At 64.5% G+C, this 19,393-nt stretch carries 8 protein-coding genes; 2 read left to right on the forward strand and 6 right to left on the reverse strand.

Going from position 1 to position 19,393, the window contains the following annotated elements:
* Positions 1-253: 253 nt before the first annotated feature.
* Positions 254-2,002, forward strand: a complete 1,749-nt coding sequence (locus tag KBZ13_RS09275) for a hypothetical protein (RefSeq protein ID WP_255008493.1) — start codon at positions 254-256, stop codon at positions 2,000-2,002.
* Here KBZ13_RS09275 and KBZ13_RS09280 read toward each other — a convergent pair.
* The 4 genes from KBZ13_RS09280 to KBZ13_RS09295 all read right to left on the reverse strand — a co-directional run bounded on the left by KBZ13_RS09280 (position 1,999) and on the right by KBZ13_RS09295 (position 16,715).
* Positions 1,999-8,514 carry a type I polyketide synthase gene (locus KBZ13_RS09280; RefSeq protein ID WP_255008504.1) on the reverse strand — a complete coding sequence of 2,172 codons (6,516 nt, stop codon included), beginning with the start codon at positions 8,512-8,514 and terminating at the stop codon, positions 1,999-2,001. The two genes, KBZ13_RS09275 and KBZ13_RS09280, sit on opposite strands and share 4 nt — an antisense overlap.
* A gap of 4 nt (positions 8,515-8,518) precedes the next feature.
* Positions 8,519-13,450, reverse strand: coding sequence for a thioester reductase domain-containing protein (locus KBZ13_RS09285; RefSeq protein ID WP_255008506.1), 4,932 nt, complete (start codon positions 13,448-13,450; stop codon positions 8,519-8,521).
* A 601-nt stretch (positions 13,451-14,051) separates the two neighbouring features.
* Positions 14,052-15,326 (reverse strand): MFS transporter, encoded by a 1,275-nt coding sequence (locus tag KBZ13_RS09290; protein ID WP_255008508.1) that lies wholly within the window; start codon positions 15,324-15,326, stop codon positions 14,052-14,054.
* Positions 15,327-15,524: 198 nt separating this feature from the next.
* Positions 15,525-16,715 (reverse strand): aromatic ring-hydroxylating oxygenase subunit alpha, encoded by a 1,191-nt coding sequence (locus KBZ13_RS09295; RefSeq protein ID WP_255008510.1) that lies wholly within the window; start codon positions 16,713-16,715, stop codon positions 15,525-15,527.
* A gap of 294 nt (positions 16,716-17,009) precedes the next feature.
* On the opposite strand from KBZ13_RS09295, the gene KBZ13_RS09300 reads away from it, so the two are divergent.
* The gene (locus KBZ13_RS09300) at positions 17,010-17,552 is read left to right on the forward strand and encodes a 4'-phosphopantetheinyl transferase family protein (protein ID WP_255008512.1); all 543 of its coding nucleotides are present in this window, start codon (positions 17,010-17,012) and stop codon (positions 17,550-17,552) included.
* Between the two features lie 12 nt (positions 17,553-17,564).
* Here KBZ13_RS09300 and KBZ13_RS09305 read toward each other — a convergent pair whose 3' ends face one another.
* The gene (locus KBZ13_RS09305) at positions 17,565-18,899 is read right to left on the reverse strand and encodes a hypothetical protein (RefSeq protein ID WP_255008514.1); all 1,335 of its coding nucleotides are present in this window, start codon (positions 18,897-18,899) and stop codon (positions 17,565-17,567) included.
* A 145-nt stretch (positions 18,900-19,044) separates the two neighbouring features.
* Positions 19,045-19,311 carry an acyl carrier protein gene (locus KBZ13_RS09310; RefSeq protein WP_255008516.1) on the reverse strand — a complete coding sequence of 89 codons (267 nt, stop codon included), beginning with the start codon at positions 19,309-19,311 and terminating at the stop codon, positions 19,045-19,047.
* Positions 19,312-19,393: the final 82 nt, after the last annotated feature.

Here is a 19,393-nt window from a genome sequence, read left to right on the forward strand (position 1 = left end):
CCGGGGGCGTCCTTATTTTTTTCACCTGAGCCGCTGCCTGGTTTTGGTCGCCCCCTTGCTGGCCGGTTCGGCCCTGGCCCAGCCCAATTGGCAGCCTCTGGCCCCTTCGGCAGACCCCTCCCAGGGCAAGCCCAGGCAAAGTCCCCAATTCCTACCGGTACCCAGCAGCGCCGCCAGCAGTGGACAGGGACAGGGGCCCATCTGGCAACCCGTCGAAGGCACAGCTTCCGTTCCGAGTCGACCGCCCCAATGGATGGCAGTGGAACCTGGGCCTCCAGGCCCCGAGGCACCCATCACCGCCTCCGGCCCGGTCGCGAAGCCAGGGGGTCCAACGACTCCTCCCCGCACGACTCCCACCAGCCAGGCCGAAGCCGACGCCCTCCTGGAGATCTTACCGATCACAGCGAGCGACTACCTCCCCCTGCTGCGCCTCGGTCTGGCGGTGCCCACCGCCAACCAGTTACCCGAGCAGAGCTGGCAGTTCAGCTACGGCCAGGTGGCGCCCTTTGGCGGCGGTGGCCAGGCCGGCGGCACCGGCAACCAGAACTACTACGCCCGTTTCGATGCCGGGGTCACCGATCGGTTGCAGTTCTCGGCCTTCTATTCAGTGGCGGATGACCCCCTCTACGCCCTGATCAGCGGCCGGGGCCAACCCTTCAACATCTCCACCCAGCCTGCCAACTACATGGAGGCCTTCGGCGCCGCCCTCCAGTGGCAACTGGCCGCAGGCCAGAGCTGGAAGCTGGGCCTGGGAGGCTCGCTGGAGCAATTCAACGTGGGCAGCGGCGGCTGCGATTCCTTCAGCTGCAAAACCAACCGCAGCTACAGCCCCAACATCTTCAACAACAGTGGCCGTCGGGTGTTCACCCGCAACCTGGTGGGCTCAATCGCTCTGCCGATCAGCTGGCAGGCCACCCGCACGCTTCAGTTCACCGTCACCCCCGGGGCCAGCTTCCTGCCCCCCACCCAGGGAGCGGGGAAAGGGGGCGCCGGCACCTTCTACGGCACCAACCTGACCCTCGCGGCCGGCGCCAGCTGGCGGTTGGCACCCCAGCTCACCCTGTTTGGCTCGGGGCTCGTGCCCCTGGGCCCTGGCACCAACAGCTTTGATGCCAACCTCAGTTTTTCGCGCGTTCCGATCCTTACCGCCGGGTTGAACTACGCCATCAACCCTCGCATCGCCTTGGAGGCGGCCGTCACCAACGGTTGGGGTGCCACCCCCGCCACCGCCCTGCTGGCCCTCCCGAGCGACAACAAGCTCGGCTTCACAGGCCGCTTCATCTACAACCCCGGCGCCCTTGATTCCACTGCCCTGGAGATGAGTGCCCGCCAGCGCAGCCTCGCCCTCGGTGGCCTCACGGTGAACATCGCTCAAGTTCCACCCGATGGCACCCTCCAGCTCTGGGCCAACGCCGACAGCCTTGGCAATCTGTTTGGTTTCGCCGGCTATTCCCTCTCCAATGACTTCCAACTCCAATACAGCGGCGGCGTGTTCAACAACATTCGCCCCGCCACAGACCTCAGCAGCACCTACGCCACGGACGGGGGCTACAACGAACGCTGGGGTGGCAAGGGGATTGTGTTCAACCAGCTGCGCGGCGCGCCATTCTCTTCCGGCGGGCGCATCACCGTGGGCCGCAACCTTGATCCCGACAGCTATCAGGGCTATGTGTTCTTCGAGACGATCAACACCTGGGAGGCGACCAAGTGGCTCGCTCTCAACCTCAACCCCAAGATCGCCTGGAGTGGCGTCAGTTCTCCCTGGGGTGTGGGCCTGAGCGCCAATGTGCAGCTGGGTCGCAGTTTCCAGCTGATCCCCGAACTCAATCTCGTGGGCTCCGAATTCAGCGCCAGCAACGGCACCCTCGCCCTGCGCTGGCTGGCCAGCGACAGCGGTGCCATTGATCTCTACGTGAGCAATGCTGCCGGCCTGCTGGACATGGGCCAGCTGATGGGCAACCGCCAGGTGCGCTTCGGCGGACGCCTACTGCTGGCGTTCTAATCACCCCGCAGTTGCCGCACCAGATCCTCAATCGGCATCGCCGCAACCGCTTCGAGCTTTTGATCCCAGGCGAGGTTGGAAGCCACCGTTTCCAACGGATCAGGGTCTGGAGACTGCGGCTCTGGCTCCGTCAGAAATAGCACCTCCACAAGGAAGTGATCCACCAGATCATCCACCGTGGGTTTCTCGAAGACCAGCGATTCGGATAGCGAAACGCCAAGATTTTTCTCCAGCAGCACATTGAACTCGAGCGCCATCAGCGAATCGAGCCCCATGTTGAAGAGCGGTTCGGACGCATCGATCTGCTCCGCCTCGGCCAGGCCCAGCACCTTCGCCAATTGTTCCTGCACAAACCTTCGCAGCACGGCCTGGCGTTCCATCGCCGGGGTGGCCTGCAGCACGGCCAGAAGGGCGGGGGGGCCTGCGTCGCCTGCCGCTGACGCCCCAGCAGCGCCGGCGCCAAGCAGACTCGCCAGCAAGGTCCGCTGACCCCGGGGAGCCTGGCGCACCAGTCGCTCCCAGTTGATGTTGAGCACCGCCACGTTGCCGCAGCTGCCCCTGCCGAGCAGGCTCTCCATCGCCACCAGGCAGCCCGCCGCTGGCAGCAGGCCCACGCCCAGCGCCTTGAGCCTCTGGCGATCGCGTCCAGTCATGGCCGCTGCCATCCCCTCCCCCTCCCATGGCCCCCACTGGATCGCCAGCCGATGGCTGCGGGCCGCCCGGCAGGCACCATCGAGAGCCCCATTGGCTGCTCCATAGCCGCTCTGACCCGGGGAACCCAACAGCGCAGCCATCGAGGAGAAGGCCACGCCGAAGTCGAGGGGTTGCTCCGCAAGGGCCGCCTCGATGGCCAGCCAACTGCTGTATTTGACGGCCAGTGCCGCCGCCAGGCGCTCCGGTGTCTGGCGCTCGATCAGGCCGTCATCCAGTTGGCCAGCTGCATGGAAAAAGCCTCGAACCGGCCTCTCCAGCGCGCCAAGGCCCAGCCGCAAGCGATCGGCGGCATCCGCCGCCGCCAGATCGAGGGCCAAGCGATGCAGTCGCACCCCCTGGCGCTCCAGGCTCGCCATCAAGGCACGGGCTGGCGGTGGGGGCTCGTCTGTGGAGCGGGACACCAGTACCAACTCCTTCGCCCCCTGCTCAACGAGCCAGGGCAGCAACTGCCGGCCGATGCCCCCCAGGGCACCACTGACCAGGTAGGCCCCTTCGCCATGGACCCTCAAGGCCGACGGCCTGGGGGGCTGGGTGATCACCACCTTGCCGGTGTGGCGGGCCTGGGCCATCAGCCGGAAGGCCTCGACGCTGCGCTCGTTCGGGAAAACGGTGATTGGCAACGGTGTGAGCTGGCCATTACTGAGCTGCTCGATCAACCGCACCAGGAGCTCACGGACCAGCCCAGGCGTCGCCGCCGCCACCTCCAGCAGATCGAAGGGCAGATAGCGGGCATCGGGGCGCTGTTCAAGCGCCTGATGGCGGCTCCAGATCTCGATCTTGCCGAGCTCGATGAAGCGCCCCCCCGTCGCCAGGGCGCGGAAGCCGGCCTCCACCCCGTCGCCCTTGAGGCTGTTGAGCACCACATCGACGCCGCGGCCAGCGGTGTGCTCCAGCACCTGCTCGGCGAAGGCGAGGCTGCGGGAGTCGAACACCGCTTCCACTCCCTGGGCCAGAAGTTGCTCCTGCTTGGGAGCGCTGGCCGTGGCCAGGATGCGGGCTCCGCATTGGCGGGCCACCTGCAGTGCAGCCTGGCCCACGCCGCCGGCTGCCGCATGGATCAGCACCGTTTCACCGGGCTGCAGACCAGCGAGCTCCACCAGCCCGTACTGGGCGGTGAGGAAGGCGGTGGTCACACTGGCGCCCACCTCCGGGTCCATGGCCGCCGGCAACGGCACCACCAGCTCGGCCCGGCAGCAGACATGGCTGGCCAGGCTGCCCACCGCCAGGGCCGCCACCACCGTCTGGCCGATCAACCCAGGGGGCACGGCCTCACCGCAGGCCACCACCTGGCCGACGCACTCGCCCCCGAAGGGCACCCGGGCTTCCTCGTCGAGCCCCAGCTGACGGCTGTAGGTCCGCAGCAGACCGAGGGCATTGAGCACATCACGGAAGTTGAGACCGGTGGCCGCCACGGCGATCAGCACCTCGCCAGGCGCCGGTTCCTGGGCAGGCATGGGCTCCGCCCACAGGGTTTCGAGGCTTCCGAACGAGCCAATCGCCCAGCGAAAACGATCAGGCGGAAGGGGAAGCAAGCGCTCAACCCGAGCGGCGCCGTTCTGCCAGCTGATCGACGCCTCCTGCTCGAGCAGCGCCCAAAGCCGTGGCCAGTCGTTCGCTCCAGGAGCCTCGGCCCGATCCTCCGGCAGCCCGAGCTGGCTCCAGCTCAGCTGCCCCTGCTCGAGGGCAGCGGTTCTGCTGAAGGCCCCAAGGGCTCCCTGGGCGGGGCCGTCCCCCTCCAGCACCAGCATCACCCGGCGGGGCTGGGGGGAGCGTTTCGGGTCGCTGCCAAGTTGCTGGGCAAGGGCCAGCAGAGCCCCGAGCGCCTCCTGCAGAGAATGGCTGGGCAGGTTCGGCCAGAACAGCACCGGGCCCGGACCTGGCACCGGCTCCCCCAGCCCAAGCCGGCCGACCTCCCCACCCTCCTGGGCCACCCAGGCCAGGAAGGGAGCGGCCTGGTCCTCGCTGGCACCCACCAGCCAGGAGACCTGGGGCGGGCGAACCGGCGCTCGCTGTGGTGTCCCCTGGGGCTCCGCCGGCAAGCACGTCCAGACGCTCTGATACAGCCAATCCGCTGGATGGTCGGCCCCAGAGCGTGCCTCCTCCGGCAGGGGGAACAGCCAATCGAGGGCCTGGCGGGGAAGCCGGCGCAGCCGGAAGCCACCGATCCAGCCGATCACAGCCTCCGGTCCGGCCAGGCTCGGGTCGAGCAGGAGCAGCTCAGCTTCCACGAAAGCCGCGTCGTCATGGGCGACCAGCCGCACCTGGACCTGCAAACGATCCGGCAGCGGCAACCGGGCCAACCAAACGCGCTCAAAGCCGACGGGAAGGAAGACCTGGCCGGCCGCCACGGACGGATCAATCGTGGCCGCCACCACCTGGAGACAGGCATCGAGCAGGGCCCAGTCCCTGGCACCCGGCGGGCGGGCCAGTTCGGCCCAGGCCCGGCCTTGGTCCTGCCTGAGCCCGACCACCCCACGGAAGCTGGGGCCGTAGACCAGTCCGATGCGCTCCAAAGCCGCGTAGAAACCCGTCAGCTCAACCGCCATGGCCGTGGAGGGGCATTCGCAGGGCTCGAAGGGCGCGGCTGGGCTCCAATCGCCGGAACCGGGCAGCCGGCCACTGCCATGGAAGCTCCACCGGGGCTGCTTCTCGTCCCCCTCAGCGTGGGCCTTGGGCCACTCCAGACTGTGAAACTCCAGCTCCTGGCAAGCGGGGCCCTCGGCGATCACCAGCTGCAAGCGCACCGGGGACTCGTGCAGCTTGAGGCTGCGCTCCAGCTCCAGCCCTTCAATGGCCAGGGGTCTCCCCTGCTTCTGGAGCTCCTGCAAGGCGAGGATCAGGAAGCCAGCGGCGGGGAACACCGCCTGGCGGCGCAGGGCGTGGTCGGCCAGGTCGGCCTGTCGCTCCCCATGGAGCACGATCTCGAAGCGCTGCTCCCTACCACCGGGGAGGTCGAGCCGCCTCAGCTGCCCGTCGTCATTTGGACAGGGGGCGGATCCAGCCGAGACGCCACCGCTGCGAGCTGCCACCTCAGCGGGGGACCCCAGGATCTGATCCAGCCAGAGACTGGCCGGTTCCTTCGACTGCCCGAACACGGGCCACCAGAACCGCTGGCGCTGGAACGGGTAACCGGGCAAGTCAACCCAGCGGTGGGGGAAAGGCTGGTGGAAGCCGATCCAGTCGACCCGGTGGCCCTGTCGATGCAACTGGGCCAGGCTGGTGAGCATGACGCGCACGTCCTCGTGACCGGGGCGCAGGCTGGGCCACCAGGCCAGGGACGGTTCCTGTAAACACTGGCGCCCCATGCCGGTGAGGGTGGGGCGGGCTCCGATCTCCAGGAAGGTCTGGGCGCCCTGGGCTGCCAGGCAGTCCATCCCCCTGGCAAACTTCACCGGACGAATCAGGTGATCACACCAATAGGAGGGATGGGCGATCTCCTCGCCGGCAAGGCGGCCCGTGAGGTTGCTCACCAGAGGCTGACAGGGGGGCTGGAAGCGAATCTGGGCCAGCTCCTGCTCGAAAGCCTCGAGCATCGGTTCCATGGCCGGGGAATGGAAGGCATGGCTCACCGCAAGGCGGTGAACCGCCAGCCCCTGCGCCTGGGCCTGGCGCTCCAAGCGATCCAAGGCCTTGAGTGGACCGGAGAGCACGGAGTTGGCGGGCCCGTTGCTGGCGGCGACCGTGAGCTGGGGATGCTCCCGCAACAACCTCTCCAGCTGGTCGGCCGTGGCCAGCAGGGCCGCCATGCCACCGCCGGGGGGCAGCTCCTGCATCAGACGCCCCCGGGCCACCACCAGCCGGATGGCATCTTCCAGGCTGAACACCCCAGCGAGATGGGCGGCCACCACTTCCCCAACGCTGTGACCCATCAGCAGGTCTGGGCGGATGCCCCAGCTCAGCCAGAGCTGGGCGAGGGCATAGCCCACGGCGAACAGGGCCGGTTGGGTGTAACGGGTCTGGTTGAGGGCAGAGGCGGCGGCCTCTTCCCTGCCAGGAGCTGGGTAGAGCACCCCGGCCAGAGGCTGGGGCAGCAGCGGGTCAATCAGGCGGGTGCAGGCCTCGAACGCCTCCTGGAACACAGGGTGGTGACGCAGCAGCCCTTCAGCCATGCCCAGGGTCTGGGATCCCTGGCCGGTGAACAGGAAGGCGAGCTTGCCGGGGCGCCGTGAGGCCTGGCCCCAGATGACCCCAAGGGGCTCCTCGCCCGCGGCGAAGCCATCGAGCTGCTGCTGCAAATCGGCGTGACTCGCGGCCAGGCAGACCAGTCGGCGTGCCAGCTGACTGCGCCTCTGGTTGGCCGTGGCGCAGAGATCCACCAGGGACAGACCAGGCTGCTCACGCACCAAGCCGGCCAGGTCGCTCGCTTTCTGCCGTAAGGCCGCATCGGAGTGGGCCGAGAGGCAGAGCAGTTGAAGCGGCAGTGGATTCGGTGCCTGGGGCTGCGCACTCAACCCAGCCGCTGGTTCGGGCGGCTCTCCCAGCACGACATGGGCATTGGTGCCGCCAAAACCGAAGGAACTGACCCCCACCACGACCGCTCGATCCGCTTGCGGGAACGGCTCCAGGGAGGTCTGGACCCTGAGCTTCAGCCCGCTGAAATCAATGCCGGGATTGGGGTTGCGAAAATGGAGGCTGGCGGGAAGCTGGCGGTGATGAACGCAGAGGGCGGCCTTGATCAGGCCGGTGACCCCGGCCGCAGTTTCGCCATGGCCGAGGTTGCTCTTCACCGAGCCCACCCGGCAGGGCTGGTCATGGGGCCGGCCTTCCCCGAGCACGGTGCCGAGGGCCTGCAGCTCCACAGGGTCCCCCTGGCGCGTTCCCGTGCCATGGGCTTCGACGTACTGGGTGGCGGCCGGATCGATGCCGGCGCGCTGGAAGGCCTGGCGGACACAGGCCACCTGGGACTGCAGATTGGGCGCCACCATGCCGTTGCTGCGGCCATCGGAATTGATCGCCGTGCCGTGAATCAGCGCATAGATCGCATCACCATTGGCCAGGGCAGCCGAAAGAGGCTTGAGCAGCACCGCTCCAGCCCCTTCGGAACGCACGTAGCCATCGGCGCTGGCATCAAAACTCTTGCAGCGGCCATCGGAGGAAAGCAGCCCGGCCTTGCAGAACCCCATCTGGCTGCCAGGGCTGATCAGGGCCTGGACGCCACCCGCCAGGGCCGCAGCCGACTCGCCCCTCCACAGGCTCTCGCAGGCCAGATACACGGCCACCAGCGACGAGGAACAGGCCGTGTCCACGGCGAAGCTTGGACCCTTGAAGTCGAAGAAATAAGAGAGCCGATTCGCTGCGATCGAGCCGGAGTTCCCCGGCAGCACAAAGGGCTCGTTATCGGGAACGGCATAGTTCTCGGTGGAACTCCAGAGCAGATTTCTGTAATCCGCCGCGGAGATTCCGATGAACACTCCCACCGCCTTGCCGCGCAAAGCCTCCACCGGCTGACCCCCATCTTCGAGAGCACGCCAGGCCACCTCGAGCAGCAGCCGTTGCTGGGGATCCATGCAGATGGCCTCCCGGGGTGAGATGCCGAAGAAGGCCGCATCGAACTGGTCGATTCCCTCGATGAAGCCCCCATGCCGCACGTGCTGATGCAGGGGCCGCTGTGGATCGGGATCGAAATGGAGCGCCAGATCCCAACGATCCGGCGGCACCTCGCGGATCGCATCGCGGCCCTGGATCAGCAATTGCCAGAAATCGGCAGGAGAGTCGACTCCGCCCGGCAGGCGGCAGCCGATCCCAACGATCGCGATCGGCTCTGGGGGGCAGGCGGCTCGGGGCTCGGGGCGGCTCAAGTTTTTATCCAGGTCGGCCGGACAACGCCCGCAGGAAGAGGCCGGAATAGCGCTCGATCAGCTCCTCGCGGCTCGGGCAGACCACGCCGAGCGAGCGCAGCACGGCCTCGGTTTGATCGCAACTGGGCCTGGATCGCAAGCCGGGCGTCATCAACTGGGAATAGGTGAGTTGTTCACTCCCCCAGCGCTGCGAGAAGAAGGGGAGGAGGGGGTAAAGCGGATTGCTGGGTTGTTGCGACAACGCCTCAAGCCAGTCCTGAAGCGGAACGGGCTGGGGGCTCTGATCACGGAATCCCGCCAGCAGGTCGCTCCAGAGCACGGGCCTGGGGTGGTTCAGGTGGAAGACCCGACCGGCATGCTCGGACTTCCAGGCCAGGACGCCGACGGCGGCACTCACATAGTCGACCGGCACCAGATCCAGCTCCGCCATCACGTCGAGGGTCTGGCCCAGCTCCAGGCAACCCCGCACCAGGCGGTGGATGTAATCGTCGGCGTTCCAGGCTCCCGTCAAGGAGTGACCGCCGATCAGGGGCGGACGATAGACCGTGACCGGCAGACCCCGGGCGGCGGCGGCCAACACCAGGCGCTCACTGACCCACTTGGTCTGGGAGTAGCCGAGCACGATCCCCCGCCATTCGCTGAGGTCATCGGATTCAAGGAACTCCCGATCGCGGTAGGCGGCTGCCTCGGCCACCGCCGTGCTGGAGATGAACTGCACCGGCAGGGGGTGTAGGCCAGCCACCGCCAGGCGCAGGACCTCCAGAGTTCCCCCCACATTGGCGGCCCGGAGTTGGCTGTAGGGGAGGGTGTAGCTGAGCTGGGCTCCGTTGTGGAGGATGCCGTCCAGTCGTTCGGCCAGGGCCTTGAAGCTGGCGGCCTCCAGGCCGAAGCGGGGCTTGGCAAGGTCACCCGCCACCCCGACGATCCGCTCGCCGTAGGCCTCCTTCCAGAGGCCGTAACTACGCAGGTTGGCCTGCACCCGCTCCCAGGCCCCCTGGTCGGAATCGGCGCGAGCCAGGCAATGGAGACGGAGTTCGGGCCAGCGCTCCAGCTGGTCGGCCAGCAGATGGGCGCCCAGAAAGCCGGTGGCCCCGGTCACCAGCACCGCCCGGCCGGGGCCATCCTGCCGTGGGGCGTCTTGTAGTGGGCCGTCCGGGTCAGGCCCAGGGGTGTTGAAGGGCCAGTGCCAGTCAGCCGGCAAAACAGCTTCTACGGCCAGGTCGGTCTCCGCACCGACAGCCGTCACGGATGGGCTGGCCCCTTCGATCAGCAGGAGCAGGTGGCTGGCCAGGCTCCCCAGAGAGGGATCCCCCGCCATCGCTCCGAGTCCCAGGCTCACCCCCAGGCCGGCCTGGACCGCCGTGGCCAACTCCACAGCCATCATCGAATCCATGCCGAGCACCTGGAGGTCGGTGCCGGCCTGAAGATCGGCCCGGTCATAGCCGCCCAGCTCGGCGAGCACATCGGCCAGGCAGCTCAGCATGGCGGCTTCGGCCTTGACCCCACCATCGATCCCCTCCAGCTCCCTGATCACGGTGAGCTCCTGGGTCAATGCCTTGAACCGGGGCACAAAGCGATCATGGTCCTGCTCTTCCAGTTCCACGACCACCGCCCTGGCCTCGCTGCTGCCCATCCAGCGCTCCAGGCTGGCGAGGGCCTGCTCAGGCTTGATCTTGCGCAGGAAATCGGCCGTCCCCGCGGCCATCCCCTCCCCCGCCCAGGGGCCCCAGTTGATGCTCATCGCCGGCCAGCCCTGGGCCCGCCGCTGGGCCATCAGACCATCGAGGGCTCCATTGGCGGCTCCGTAGGCGACCTGCCCCGGCGATCCCAGCAGTCCGGCCACGGAGGAGTAGCAGAGGAAAAAATCAAGAGGCAGGTCACGACTCAAGCGGTCGAGGTGCTGGGCACCCAACACCTTGGCGGCGGCAACGGCAGCGCATCGCTCAGGTGTCTGGTTGATCAGGAGGCCGTCATCCAGGACCCCGGCGGCATGAATGATGCCCTGCAGCGGCAGGCCACTGGCCGCCATACGGGCGAAGACGGCTTCGAGGCCAGCGCCATCGGCCACGTCCACGCTCTCCACCGTCACGGTGGCGCCGAGGGCTTCGAGTTCGGCGATCACGGCCAACTGGGCCGGATTGGCCGGCCGCCGGGCCAGCAGCACAAGCTGGCGGCTTCCGGCCCCAACGAGCCAGCGGGCCGTGGCCAGACCCAAGGCCCCCAGCCCCCCGCTGATCAGCACGGTGGCGGCGGCCCGCAGCGCCGGGCCAGGGGCCACAAACAACTCGGGAGGCGCCGGATCCAGGGACACCCGTTCGACCTCACCAGACTGAAGCCGTCGTTCTTCGAGCGTGGCCAAGGTGGGCGCCCGAGAGAGCAGGTCAGGCAGATCGGCGCCGGCGGGATCGCACCACAACAGGGCGCCGCCCTGGGGTCCGGCTTCCCGGATCCAGCAGCGGGCGAGGGCCGCCAAGGCCTCACCGCCTGGCTGGTCTTGGCCACTCAGGGCCCAGTGCACGGCCTCGAGGCGACCGCTGCGCTCTAGCAGGCCCTGGAGCAGGGGCAGCCAGCCCTGCCAGAAGGGCTGCCCGGCCAGGGCTTCGGCCGCCGGCGGCCTGAGAGCCGTCAGCAGCACGACCGAAGGCCGGCCGCTGGCGGCCTCCGGGTTCGCCAGCGGTCCACCCAGCCAGGCATCGAGGTCATCGAGGTCGGCACACCAACGGGCCCCGGCCCCGATCCGTTCCGCAAGCTTCGAGCCGATGGCGGCCGTTCCACCGAGCAAGGCCAGGGGAGCGGAGCTTGGATTCGAGGCTGGTTTGAGCGTCTCCAGCGCTCTCCAGCAACGCCAATGGTCGAGGTGAAAAGCCTGTTTGGCGTGGATCCGATCGTGCTCCTCGATCCAGAAAGCGCCGCGTTCGAACGGAACGGTGGGGAGCACCTGACGGGGCCAGAGCTTCGAGGGCGAGAGCGGACGCCAATCGATCGGGCAGCCGGCCAGCCAGAGTTCAACAGCCCGGGTGATCCCCGGAGCCTCGAGTGGAAGACGCAGGCTGTACCCGTGGGCTGTGAGTTCCTCGCTGGCAGCGGAAGCTTCCACCAGGCGTGGCCGCGAAGGGAACGCCGCAATCGTCTTGGCCAGGTCCACCGAATCGGTTCCGTAGACCACCGCGCCAGGTTCCACGCCGAGGCGCGCCCAGTCCCCTACCCAGTCACTGGCCTCTGGCGACGACGGGCCGAAAAGGTCCCAGGCCAGGCGAGGAGGGGAGGCAGGAGCTTCCCCCCAGCGCAGCGCTGAAGCTTCTTCTACTTCCAGCCAATCGCCGAGGGCGGCAGCGGCGGCGATTGGTGTCGCCGCCCGCAAGGCCAGGCGCCAGCGAAGGCTGCGGCGGCCCTCGCGACTGGTGGCACACACGGCCTGCCAGTTCGCCTGGGGCACAGCGGGCAGACAGCGCACGAAACGCTCCACCAGCTTGTGAAGACTCGACTCCGTCGAGGCAGAGAGCAGCAACCAGTCGTCAGCCGAGGGGGAATCGGCTGGGGCAAGGATCGACTCCGTCGGGGCCTGCTCGACGATCACATGGGCGTTGGTGCCGCTCCAGCCGAACGAACTCACCGCCACCCGGCGCAGGCCGCCCTGACGGGGCCAGGGCTCCAGGACCTCCGGCAGCCGAAGCGCCCACTGGTCCCAGTCCATCAGGGGTGTCGGTCGGCGCAGGTGCAGGTGAGGCGGCACCAGCCCCTTCTGGACCATCAGGATCCCCTTGATCAGCCCGGCGATTCCGGAAGCCCCCTCCAGGTGGCCGATGTTCGTTTTCACCGAGCCCAGCAGCAGCGGAGCATCGCGATCCGGACTGGCATAGATCGGAGCCAGGGCCTTCAGCTCGATCGGATCGCCCAGGGCGGTGCCGGTGCCGTGGGCCTCCAGCACGTCGATCTGATCCCCCTCCAATTGAGCCAGGGCGAGGGTCTGGCGCATCAGGGCGGCCTGTGCCTCGCCGCTGGGAACGGTGAGCCCTGCCGTGGCACCGTCCTGGTTCACGCCGCTACCGCGCAACACCGCCCAGATCGGATCGCCGGCCGCCATCGCATCGGCCAGCCGCTTCAGCACCACCACGCCACAGCCCTCACTGCGCACGTAGCCATCGGCGGCGGCATCGAAGGATTTGCAACGGCCATCGGCCGCCATCATTCCGCTCTTGGCCAGGCAGAGGCTGTTCACCGGCGAGAGGATCAGGCTGACGCCGCCGGCAAGGGCCAGGTCGGAGCCGCGATCCCGCAGGGAGCGACAGGCCAGGTCCACCGTCACAAGGGAGGAGGAGCAGGCGGTGTCGACCGCCAGGGAGGGTCCGGTGAGGCCAAGCAGATAGGAGAGCCGGCCTGGCGCCATGCTCAGGCTGGAGCCGGAGGCGAAATAGAGGTCGAATCGCTCGTCACCGACCTCGCTGCGCAGTTGGCGCCAGGCGTAATCGTTGGTGCAGATGCCCATGAACACCCCCGTGGCCGTGCCCTTCAACCGATCGGTGGCGATGGCCGCCGATTCCAGGGCCTCCTGGGCCACCTCGAGGATCAACCGCTGCTGGGGATCCATCGCCTGGGCCTCCCGGGGGGAGACGCCGAAACTGGCGGGATCGAACTGGTCGACATCCGCCAGGAAGCCCCCTCGGCGGAAATGCATCTTTCCTGGCCGGCCAGGGTTGGCATCGAAAAAGTCTTCGATCGGCCAACGGCTGGGGGGCACCTCACTGAGCCCGTCACACCCCTCGCAGAGAAAAGACCAAAAGGCTTCAGGGCTGTCGAGGTTCGGCTTGCCTTCACCACCGGGGAAACGGCAACCCACACCCACGACGGCGATGGGTTCAGCCTGGAGCAATTGACGCTGGTCGTGGGCCTTTTGGGCCAGCAAGGCCAACTGGAGCGCGGAAAGACCCTTAACCATCGAGCCAGTATTTCACGACACTCTCAACATCGACCTCGAAAAGGGTCCCCCAGTCAGCCCCCCACAACGAAAGCCTGATCTTCGCTGCGACGGTAGGGGCCCCCATGGCCGCAGGTCCTGGACAATCCAGGGCAGTGAGCACCAGGCTGGGGTGGCGCTCAGCCCACTCCTGGAGGGCATTCTGGAGCTCCTTCCTGCATTCGCACGGGGCCCTGCCACCCGTTGAGATCACCGGGGAAGCCGCTGCTCCAGCAGAGGCAGGCCTGGAGAAGGGAGCGGTGCCAGGTCTTCTGGCTGGAAGCGCCGTTGAAGCAAGGGCCCCCAGCAACGCCATGGGCCGGGGAAGAAACAGTTGCTTCTAACAATGGGGCCACGGGCTCGGTGATGGCCAAGAAGTTGTCGGCCGTTCTGATCACACTTGAGGATGAAGCCGAAGCCCCATCCTTTTCCGCGCCGTAGAGAATTCAGCGCCGAAGGGGACCGACGACCAGCTTGACCAGATCGACATGGCCGCGGCCGATCTGAACAGCACCGGTCTTTGTTCATTCCCCGCCGCCTGATCAGCCAACCATGCCCGCCCCGTCAGGAATCCAAACACGCCTCAGAAAAGTGTTGCCGCTTGACGTCCCTGTCGCTTGATGTGTTCCGACTGCCAGACAAGTACCACGAGCAGCAACCAACCGACAGCCCAAAGTCCGATCGCCATCGGTCTCCCGGCGGAGGATCCCATCGTTTCCCGGATCCAGCCCGGCCAGAACGTCCAGGTCATCGCCGGCTGGAGAAAGCGATCGACGAGCAGGGCGCTGCTGGAAAACGCCACGAGCCGCGCTCCCCACTCCATCGCATAGCGCGCCGCGAACAGGCGGGGCTGCTGTTCAACGGGGATCACCGCTTGCCAGAGGCACTGCAGAGCGGCTCCGCTGATCGGAACGCCCACGGAAAAAAGGGCAAGTCCAAAAAACCAGACCACGGACATCCGCTCAAACACCACAAGACCAGCGCCGATCAAGATCACGCTTTGAAAGGCCAGGGCTGAAAGAAGCGCCGCAGCCCAGTGCCGACGCTGCACCATCCGCCAAGCAACGACACCCATCACAAACCCGGCCGCCCCGACCAGAAGGGCGACCCCGAGGCGGGTGACGCCGCTGGCCGTGAGCACCCAGGCGGGGAAAAGGATTTCACAAGCAGCCATCGCAAAGGACACGGTGGTGCTCAGCAGTAGCAATGGTCTGGTCAGGGCGCCCATCCAGAGCTCGGCCACACCGGCCCGCAGACCAGGCATCCAGGTCTGGCGCGGCTGAAGGGGGACGAGAGCGGCCCTCGGCCAGCGGACCAGGCCCACGCAGACCAGCGCCACCAGACAGGTGCCACCGTCGAGGGCCAGAGCCCCCGCCAGCCCGCCGATCCCCACCAACACAGCTCCCAGCAGGGGGGCCGTTGCCATCACCAGTCCATCACCGCTGGCGAACAGGCCGTTGGCCCTGCCCAGCTGCTCGATCGGAACCATCTGCGGGATGAGGCTCGCGAAACAAAGCACCAGCGTCGCTTCCGCGACAGCCGCGACAGACAGGAGAGCCAGGATCAGGCTGAGGGGAGCCGTCTCGCGGTAAAGAGCAAGCGCCAGCAGCAAGGTGACGGTTCCACCTAGGCCATTGGCGAGGACCATGACGCGGCGCCGGGGCCAACCGGCCAGCCTTCGACCCAGCAAGGGCAACGCCAGCAGCTTGGCTAGCAGGATCACGATCGCCACCGTCGTGAAACTGGCCAGCTGGCCATCTCGCTGGAACAACCAAAGGCCGAGCGCATACAGGCTCGTCTGGGTTCCGAAGTTGGACACCAGCTGACCTGCCCACAGAACAGTGAAGGCTCTCGGCAAGCGAATGCCTTGCAAGGGGGGCTGGATCCTAGGAGCGTGTCCCTCTCGGACAGGCCAGCATCCTGTTAAGTCCGATGGCGGCAAGCCACTGATCGATGGCCCCCTTGGGTGAGCCAAGGCGCGGCTGAGCCGATGGAGCGAGCGTGAGGGGCCTGCCGAGCAGTTTCATCGCTGAACCTGAGTCTGTACCTGCACGCTTCAAGCGTCGGAGTTCTCCTGCCCGTTCAACTGAGCCAGAGCATCCCAATAGGCCTCTCTGAACCAGGCAATGCGCTGCTCCTCAAGCCCGAGCAAAGGCTCCTCGATCATTGAGCCTGCAGTCATCTGCATCGCCTCGCAGATCACGTGATCCTCATTGGTAATGCGCCTTAAATAAATCCCAACAAAAAACGGCAGCCAGAGGTCTGTCCATCTCCGGAACAGAAGGTGAAACCAAGAAGCTTTAGGGCCCTGAAATGGCACCTGGTAGTACCAGCTACGGACGACGGTGGAATCGAAAGCCACGGGGATGTACTGTGTAATTGATACATACCATGTGTAAAGAACACGATAGTGATTAACCAAAAAGTTTGGGAAAATATTTAGGACCCTATAGGCATCAGGCCGATAGTCTTCGTCTTTGCAATTATTGGCCATGACCGACAAGTCGTTAGGCTTTCCATTGTGGAAAAATCCACTATGCGGTTCGAATCTTGGATAATAGGCTTCTTTGGGATCAAGGTATCCATCCTTCCCGAAACTAGTAGGATGGACGGCTACTGCGTGGTACTCCTCAAGCGTGATTTCATAAAGAAGTTTCCAATTCGCTTTAACGACGCTGGAGGCGAAAGCCGGCCGAATGCCAGGTCGACAGAACGTCTGCAGAATTGGCCAGGCTTCGCCGAGATACTCCTCAAGACTTTTATTGTGGTTGGAGAGTGGGGAATCTGCTTTGGTGTCAGGCTCGGATCTCGTCAAATTCTGGAGAGGAAACCTACCGAAGATCAGCACACCGCAGGTGGCGATCTCAACCTCCCTAAGCCTTGCGCCCAGCTGCTTCGGGGAAACACCAAATAGCTTCTTGCACTGGGGAATGCCCACCGCTTCCCCTTCTTGGTTGTAGATCCAGTGGTGGAACGCACAACGGACCAGACCAGACCCCTTCGCTGCCGTGCGAATCGGGTAAAAGCGATGACGGCAAACATTCTCGAAGCCCTTGATCGATGCCCCAAACCGCTGAACAAACACCGATGCTCCGCCCAAGGTGCAGCGAATCCAATCGTTGTCGTTGGGGATGTCCGTACTGAGGCCCAGCAACGTCCAGCTCTGGCCCAGGGCGGCTTGTTCGCTTACATAGGCCTCAGGGTCCCTGATTGAGCGGGCCCAATCAGATCGATGCTTCCAACTCATTCGAGAAGTTATGCCTGCCATTCAAACTGAAGCCACCACAATCAATAGTATGACAAAATTAGCTGTCTTGAATACGTCCGGGTCAATTCGCCACTGGATCTTGTGGATTGACCACGAGCTAAAGATTGGAATGGTTTCGTAATGCCTGCAACCGTGGTCCTTCACCCCAAGGCCTGGTGGCCGGAGAGACCATGGGGTGAGCTCGATCCATCGCCAGCTGCAGCTCCGACTCTCTGGCTAATCGATCGTCGTCAGGACGGTTTGGCAGAACTTCGACCGGAGCTCCTGCGTCTCTTGGCCCCGGAGGAAAAAGCCAGATTCGAGAGGTTGCGGCGGCCCGATGATCGCGACAGGTTCCTGCTCGGCCGTGCTGCCCTGCGGCTTCTGCTGGGCGCCCTGTGTGGCGTGGAGCCCGCCGGGCTGGAGCTGTTGGTCGGCCCCCATGGCAAGCCCCGGCTAGCGGCTGTCACCGCCTCACAAATGCCCCTCAGACCGCCAGAATTCAATGTCGCCCACTCTGGCGATCTCGTGCTGCTGGGTGTCCACGCCACCCGGCCGGTTGGGGTTGATGTGGAGTGGCACCGCCCAAGCCTGCCATGGCAGCAGATCGCCAGCCGCTGCCTGGCGTCGGCAGTCTGCCAGCAGATAGAGGCGTTACCTCCGCCTGCAAGGCTGCCGGCCTTTCTGCGTCACTGGTGTCGGCTCGAGGCTGAGCTGAAGGCGCGGGGAACTGGCTTCGCGACCTCGCCAGAACAAAAAAAGGCCTCCCTGTCAGAGGTCGTCCTTCATGATCTTCGGCTTCCGGAGGGCTACAGCGGCGCCGCTGCCTTGGTGTGAGATCTCACTTCTCTAGTGTTGGTCAAGCTGAGCCAAGGTGGGACGCATAGCCTCGAAGGCTTGACGGTTGACCCTGAGGCTTTTCACAATGGATGCACCTGATGCCATCAAACCCAGTTCTCGGTTGATGGGCCAGAGATAGGACATCGGTTTGAAGGCCTGGCGCATTGTTGTGTGCAGCTTTTGATGGTATTTGAGATTCACATGATGTCCTTCGTGCTCCTGACACAAAGACTGCTCAAGCCAGTACAGAGCCTCCTGATGGGGAAGACCATACAGAGAAGACCTTAGGATCTGGTAGAGGGGGAGAATGAATGTGCTGTCACTTCTGAAGATTCCAGGCAGCACAGCAGATAGCCCACCCAACATCATCTGCTGGCCTCGATAGAAAATCAGATTGGCCATAAGATGCTCGTAGGCCGTGGGCCTTGGGAACTCCTTGTACAAGTCCTGAGAGATTAGCTGTGATGTCGTTGTATGAAATGACTCGTCAAGCATGTGGTAATAGGAGATAGCCGTTGGTGCCGGAATGAAGTCACCCGCACGCTCCAGGCTTCGGTGAAACTGAAAATAAGAATGCTCATAGTTCTTTAGAAGAATATTAGCCAGATAGCGAATCGCATAGAAAAAGCAGGCCGAGAAAGGAGAGGCCCCAAAGCTGATGGTCATGATTCGCGACAGCGAAGCAGGAACAACCTGGCCAAGTAAACCAGCCCGCTGTACCGGTATGGGCTTACCGCTTCTCTGCTGAGAACGGAGAAAATCCGAATAGGAGCAAGACCCTCCTCCGCTTGAAAGCTTAAGGATCATCAGGCGGCAAGCTTCGTCTTGAAGCTTTGTCCAGTTCAGCGCTGGAATCTTCAAGCTGAGAAGAGAGGGTGGCGCGCTGGAATTCTTTGTGTTTCTGCGCGAAGTCGCGCTTAAGCTGCTTAGACGAGGACGGACAATCCGCTCAGAGCCAAACAAGGCCTTTCTGGTTGCATAACCAATGGCATGAAATGCATGAATATGCTGATGCTCTTGCTCTGTTTCGAGAGATAGCTCACTGCAGAGTGCTCCAAATCCTCCAACCGCAGAGAAAACGCCCTCTGTTACGTTATTATAGAGAACTGCATTGGCTTCCGTCGCGGCAGTCTGGTTGTATTGCGTGACCCAATAGAGATGATTCAACGCCAGCTTCTGCTCAGGCGTAGATTGTCTATACAGGTTAGTGCCAAAAAACAAGGAAAGCTCCTGCGGCCCCCAATAATGAGAGCGATTGGCTTCATAACAATAGCCACCCTCAATAGACTCGATCTTTTCCGTGTAGCGAGATTCGCAATTATTTCTATAAGTTGTTTCAGCCAAGATCTCATGTCGCTGCAGGGGGGAAGCTGCTCCCTGCTCTGACTGGATTTGGGTCGTATCGACGGGAGCTGGCATAGCACTATAATCGCTTTGAGCGCAATTCAAACAGAAACCAACATTGCCCAGTGGCCCTGAGATGATGGGACTAGCTTAAAGAAGTTGACGCGATCTCCTCAGCAAGGCCACCACTGAGACTTTCAATTGTCGTGTAATTATAAAGAAGGGTCGGATTGATCCTGCGTCCTAACCACTCTTCCAGATCGCCCGTCAAACTGATTGCCAAGGAGGAGTCCAATCCCAATTCTTGAAAGTTGGCCGTGGGATCAATCGTGTCTACAGGCACTTCAAGAAGATCCGCAAGATAATGGATTAACCAGGTATCGATATCTTGCGCCGTGATTGCAGTAGCCATGGTACACGCTTCTCCATATTATTAACTTAGAACTTAGCACAAGAGCAATCGCCTTTAAGCAATTGATCAGCAGACCACCACG

The sequence above is a fragment of the Cyanobium sp. ATX 6F1 genome (assembly GCF_024346315.1).
GTDB lineage: Bacteria > Cyanobacteriota > Cyanobacteriia > PCC-6307 > Cyanobiaceae > ATX-6F1.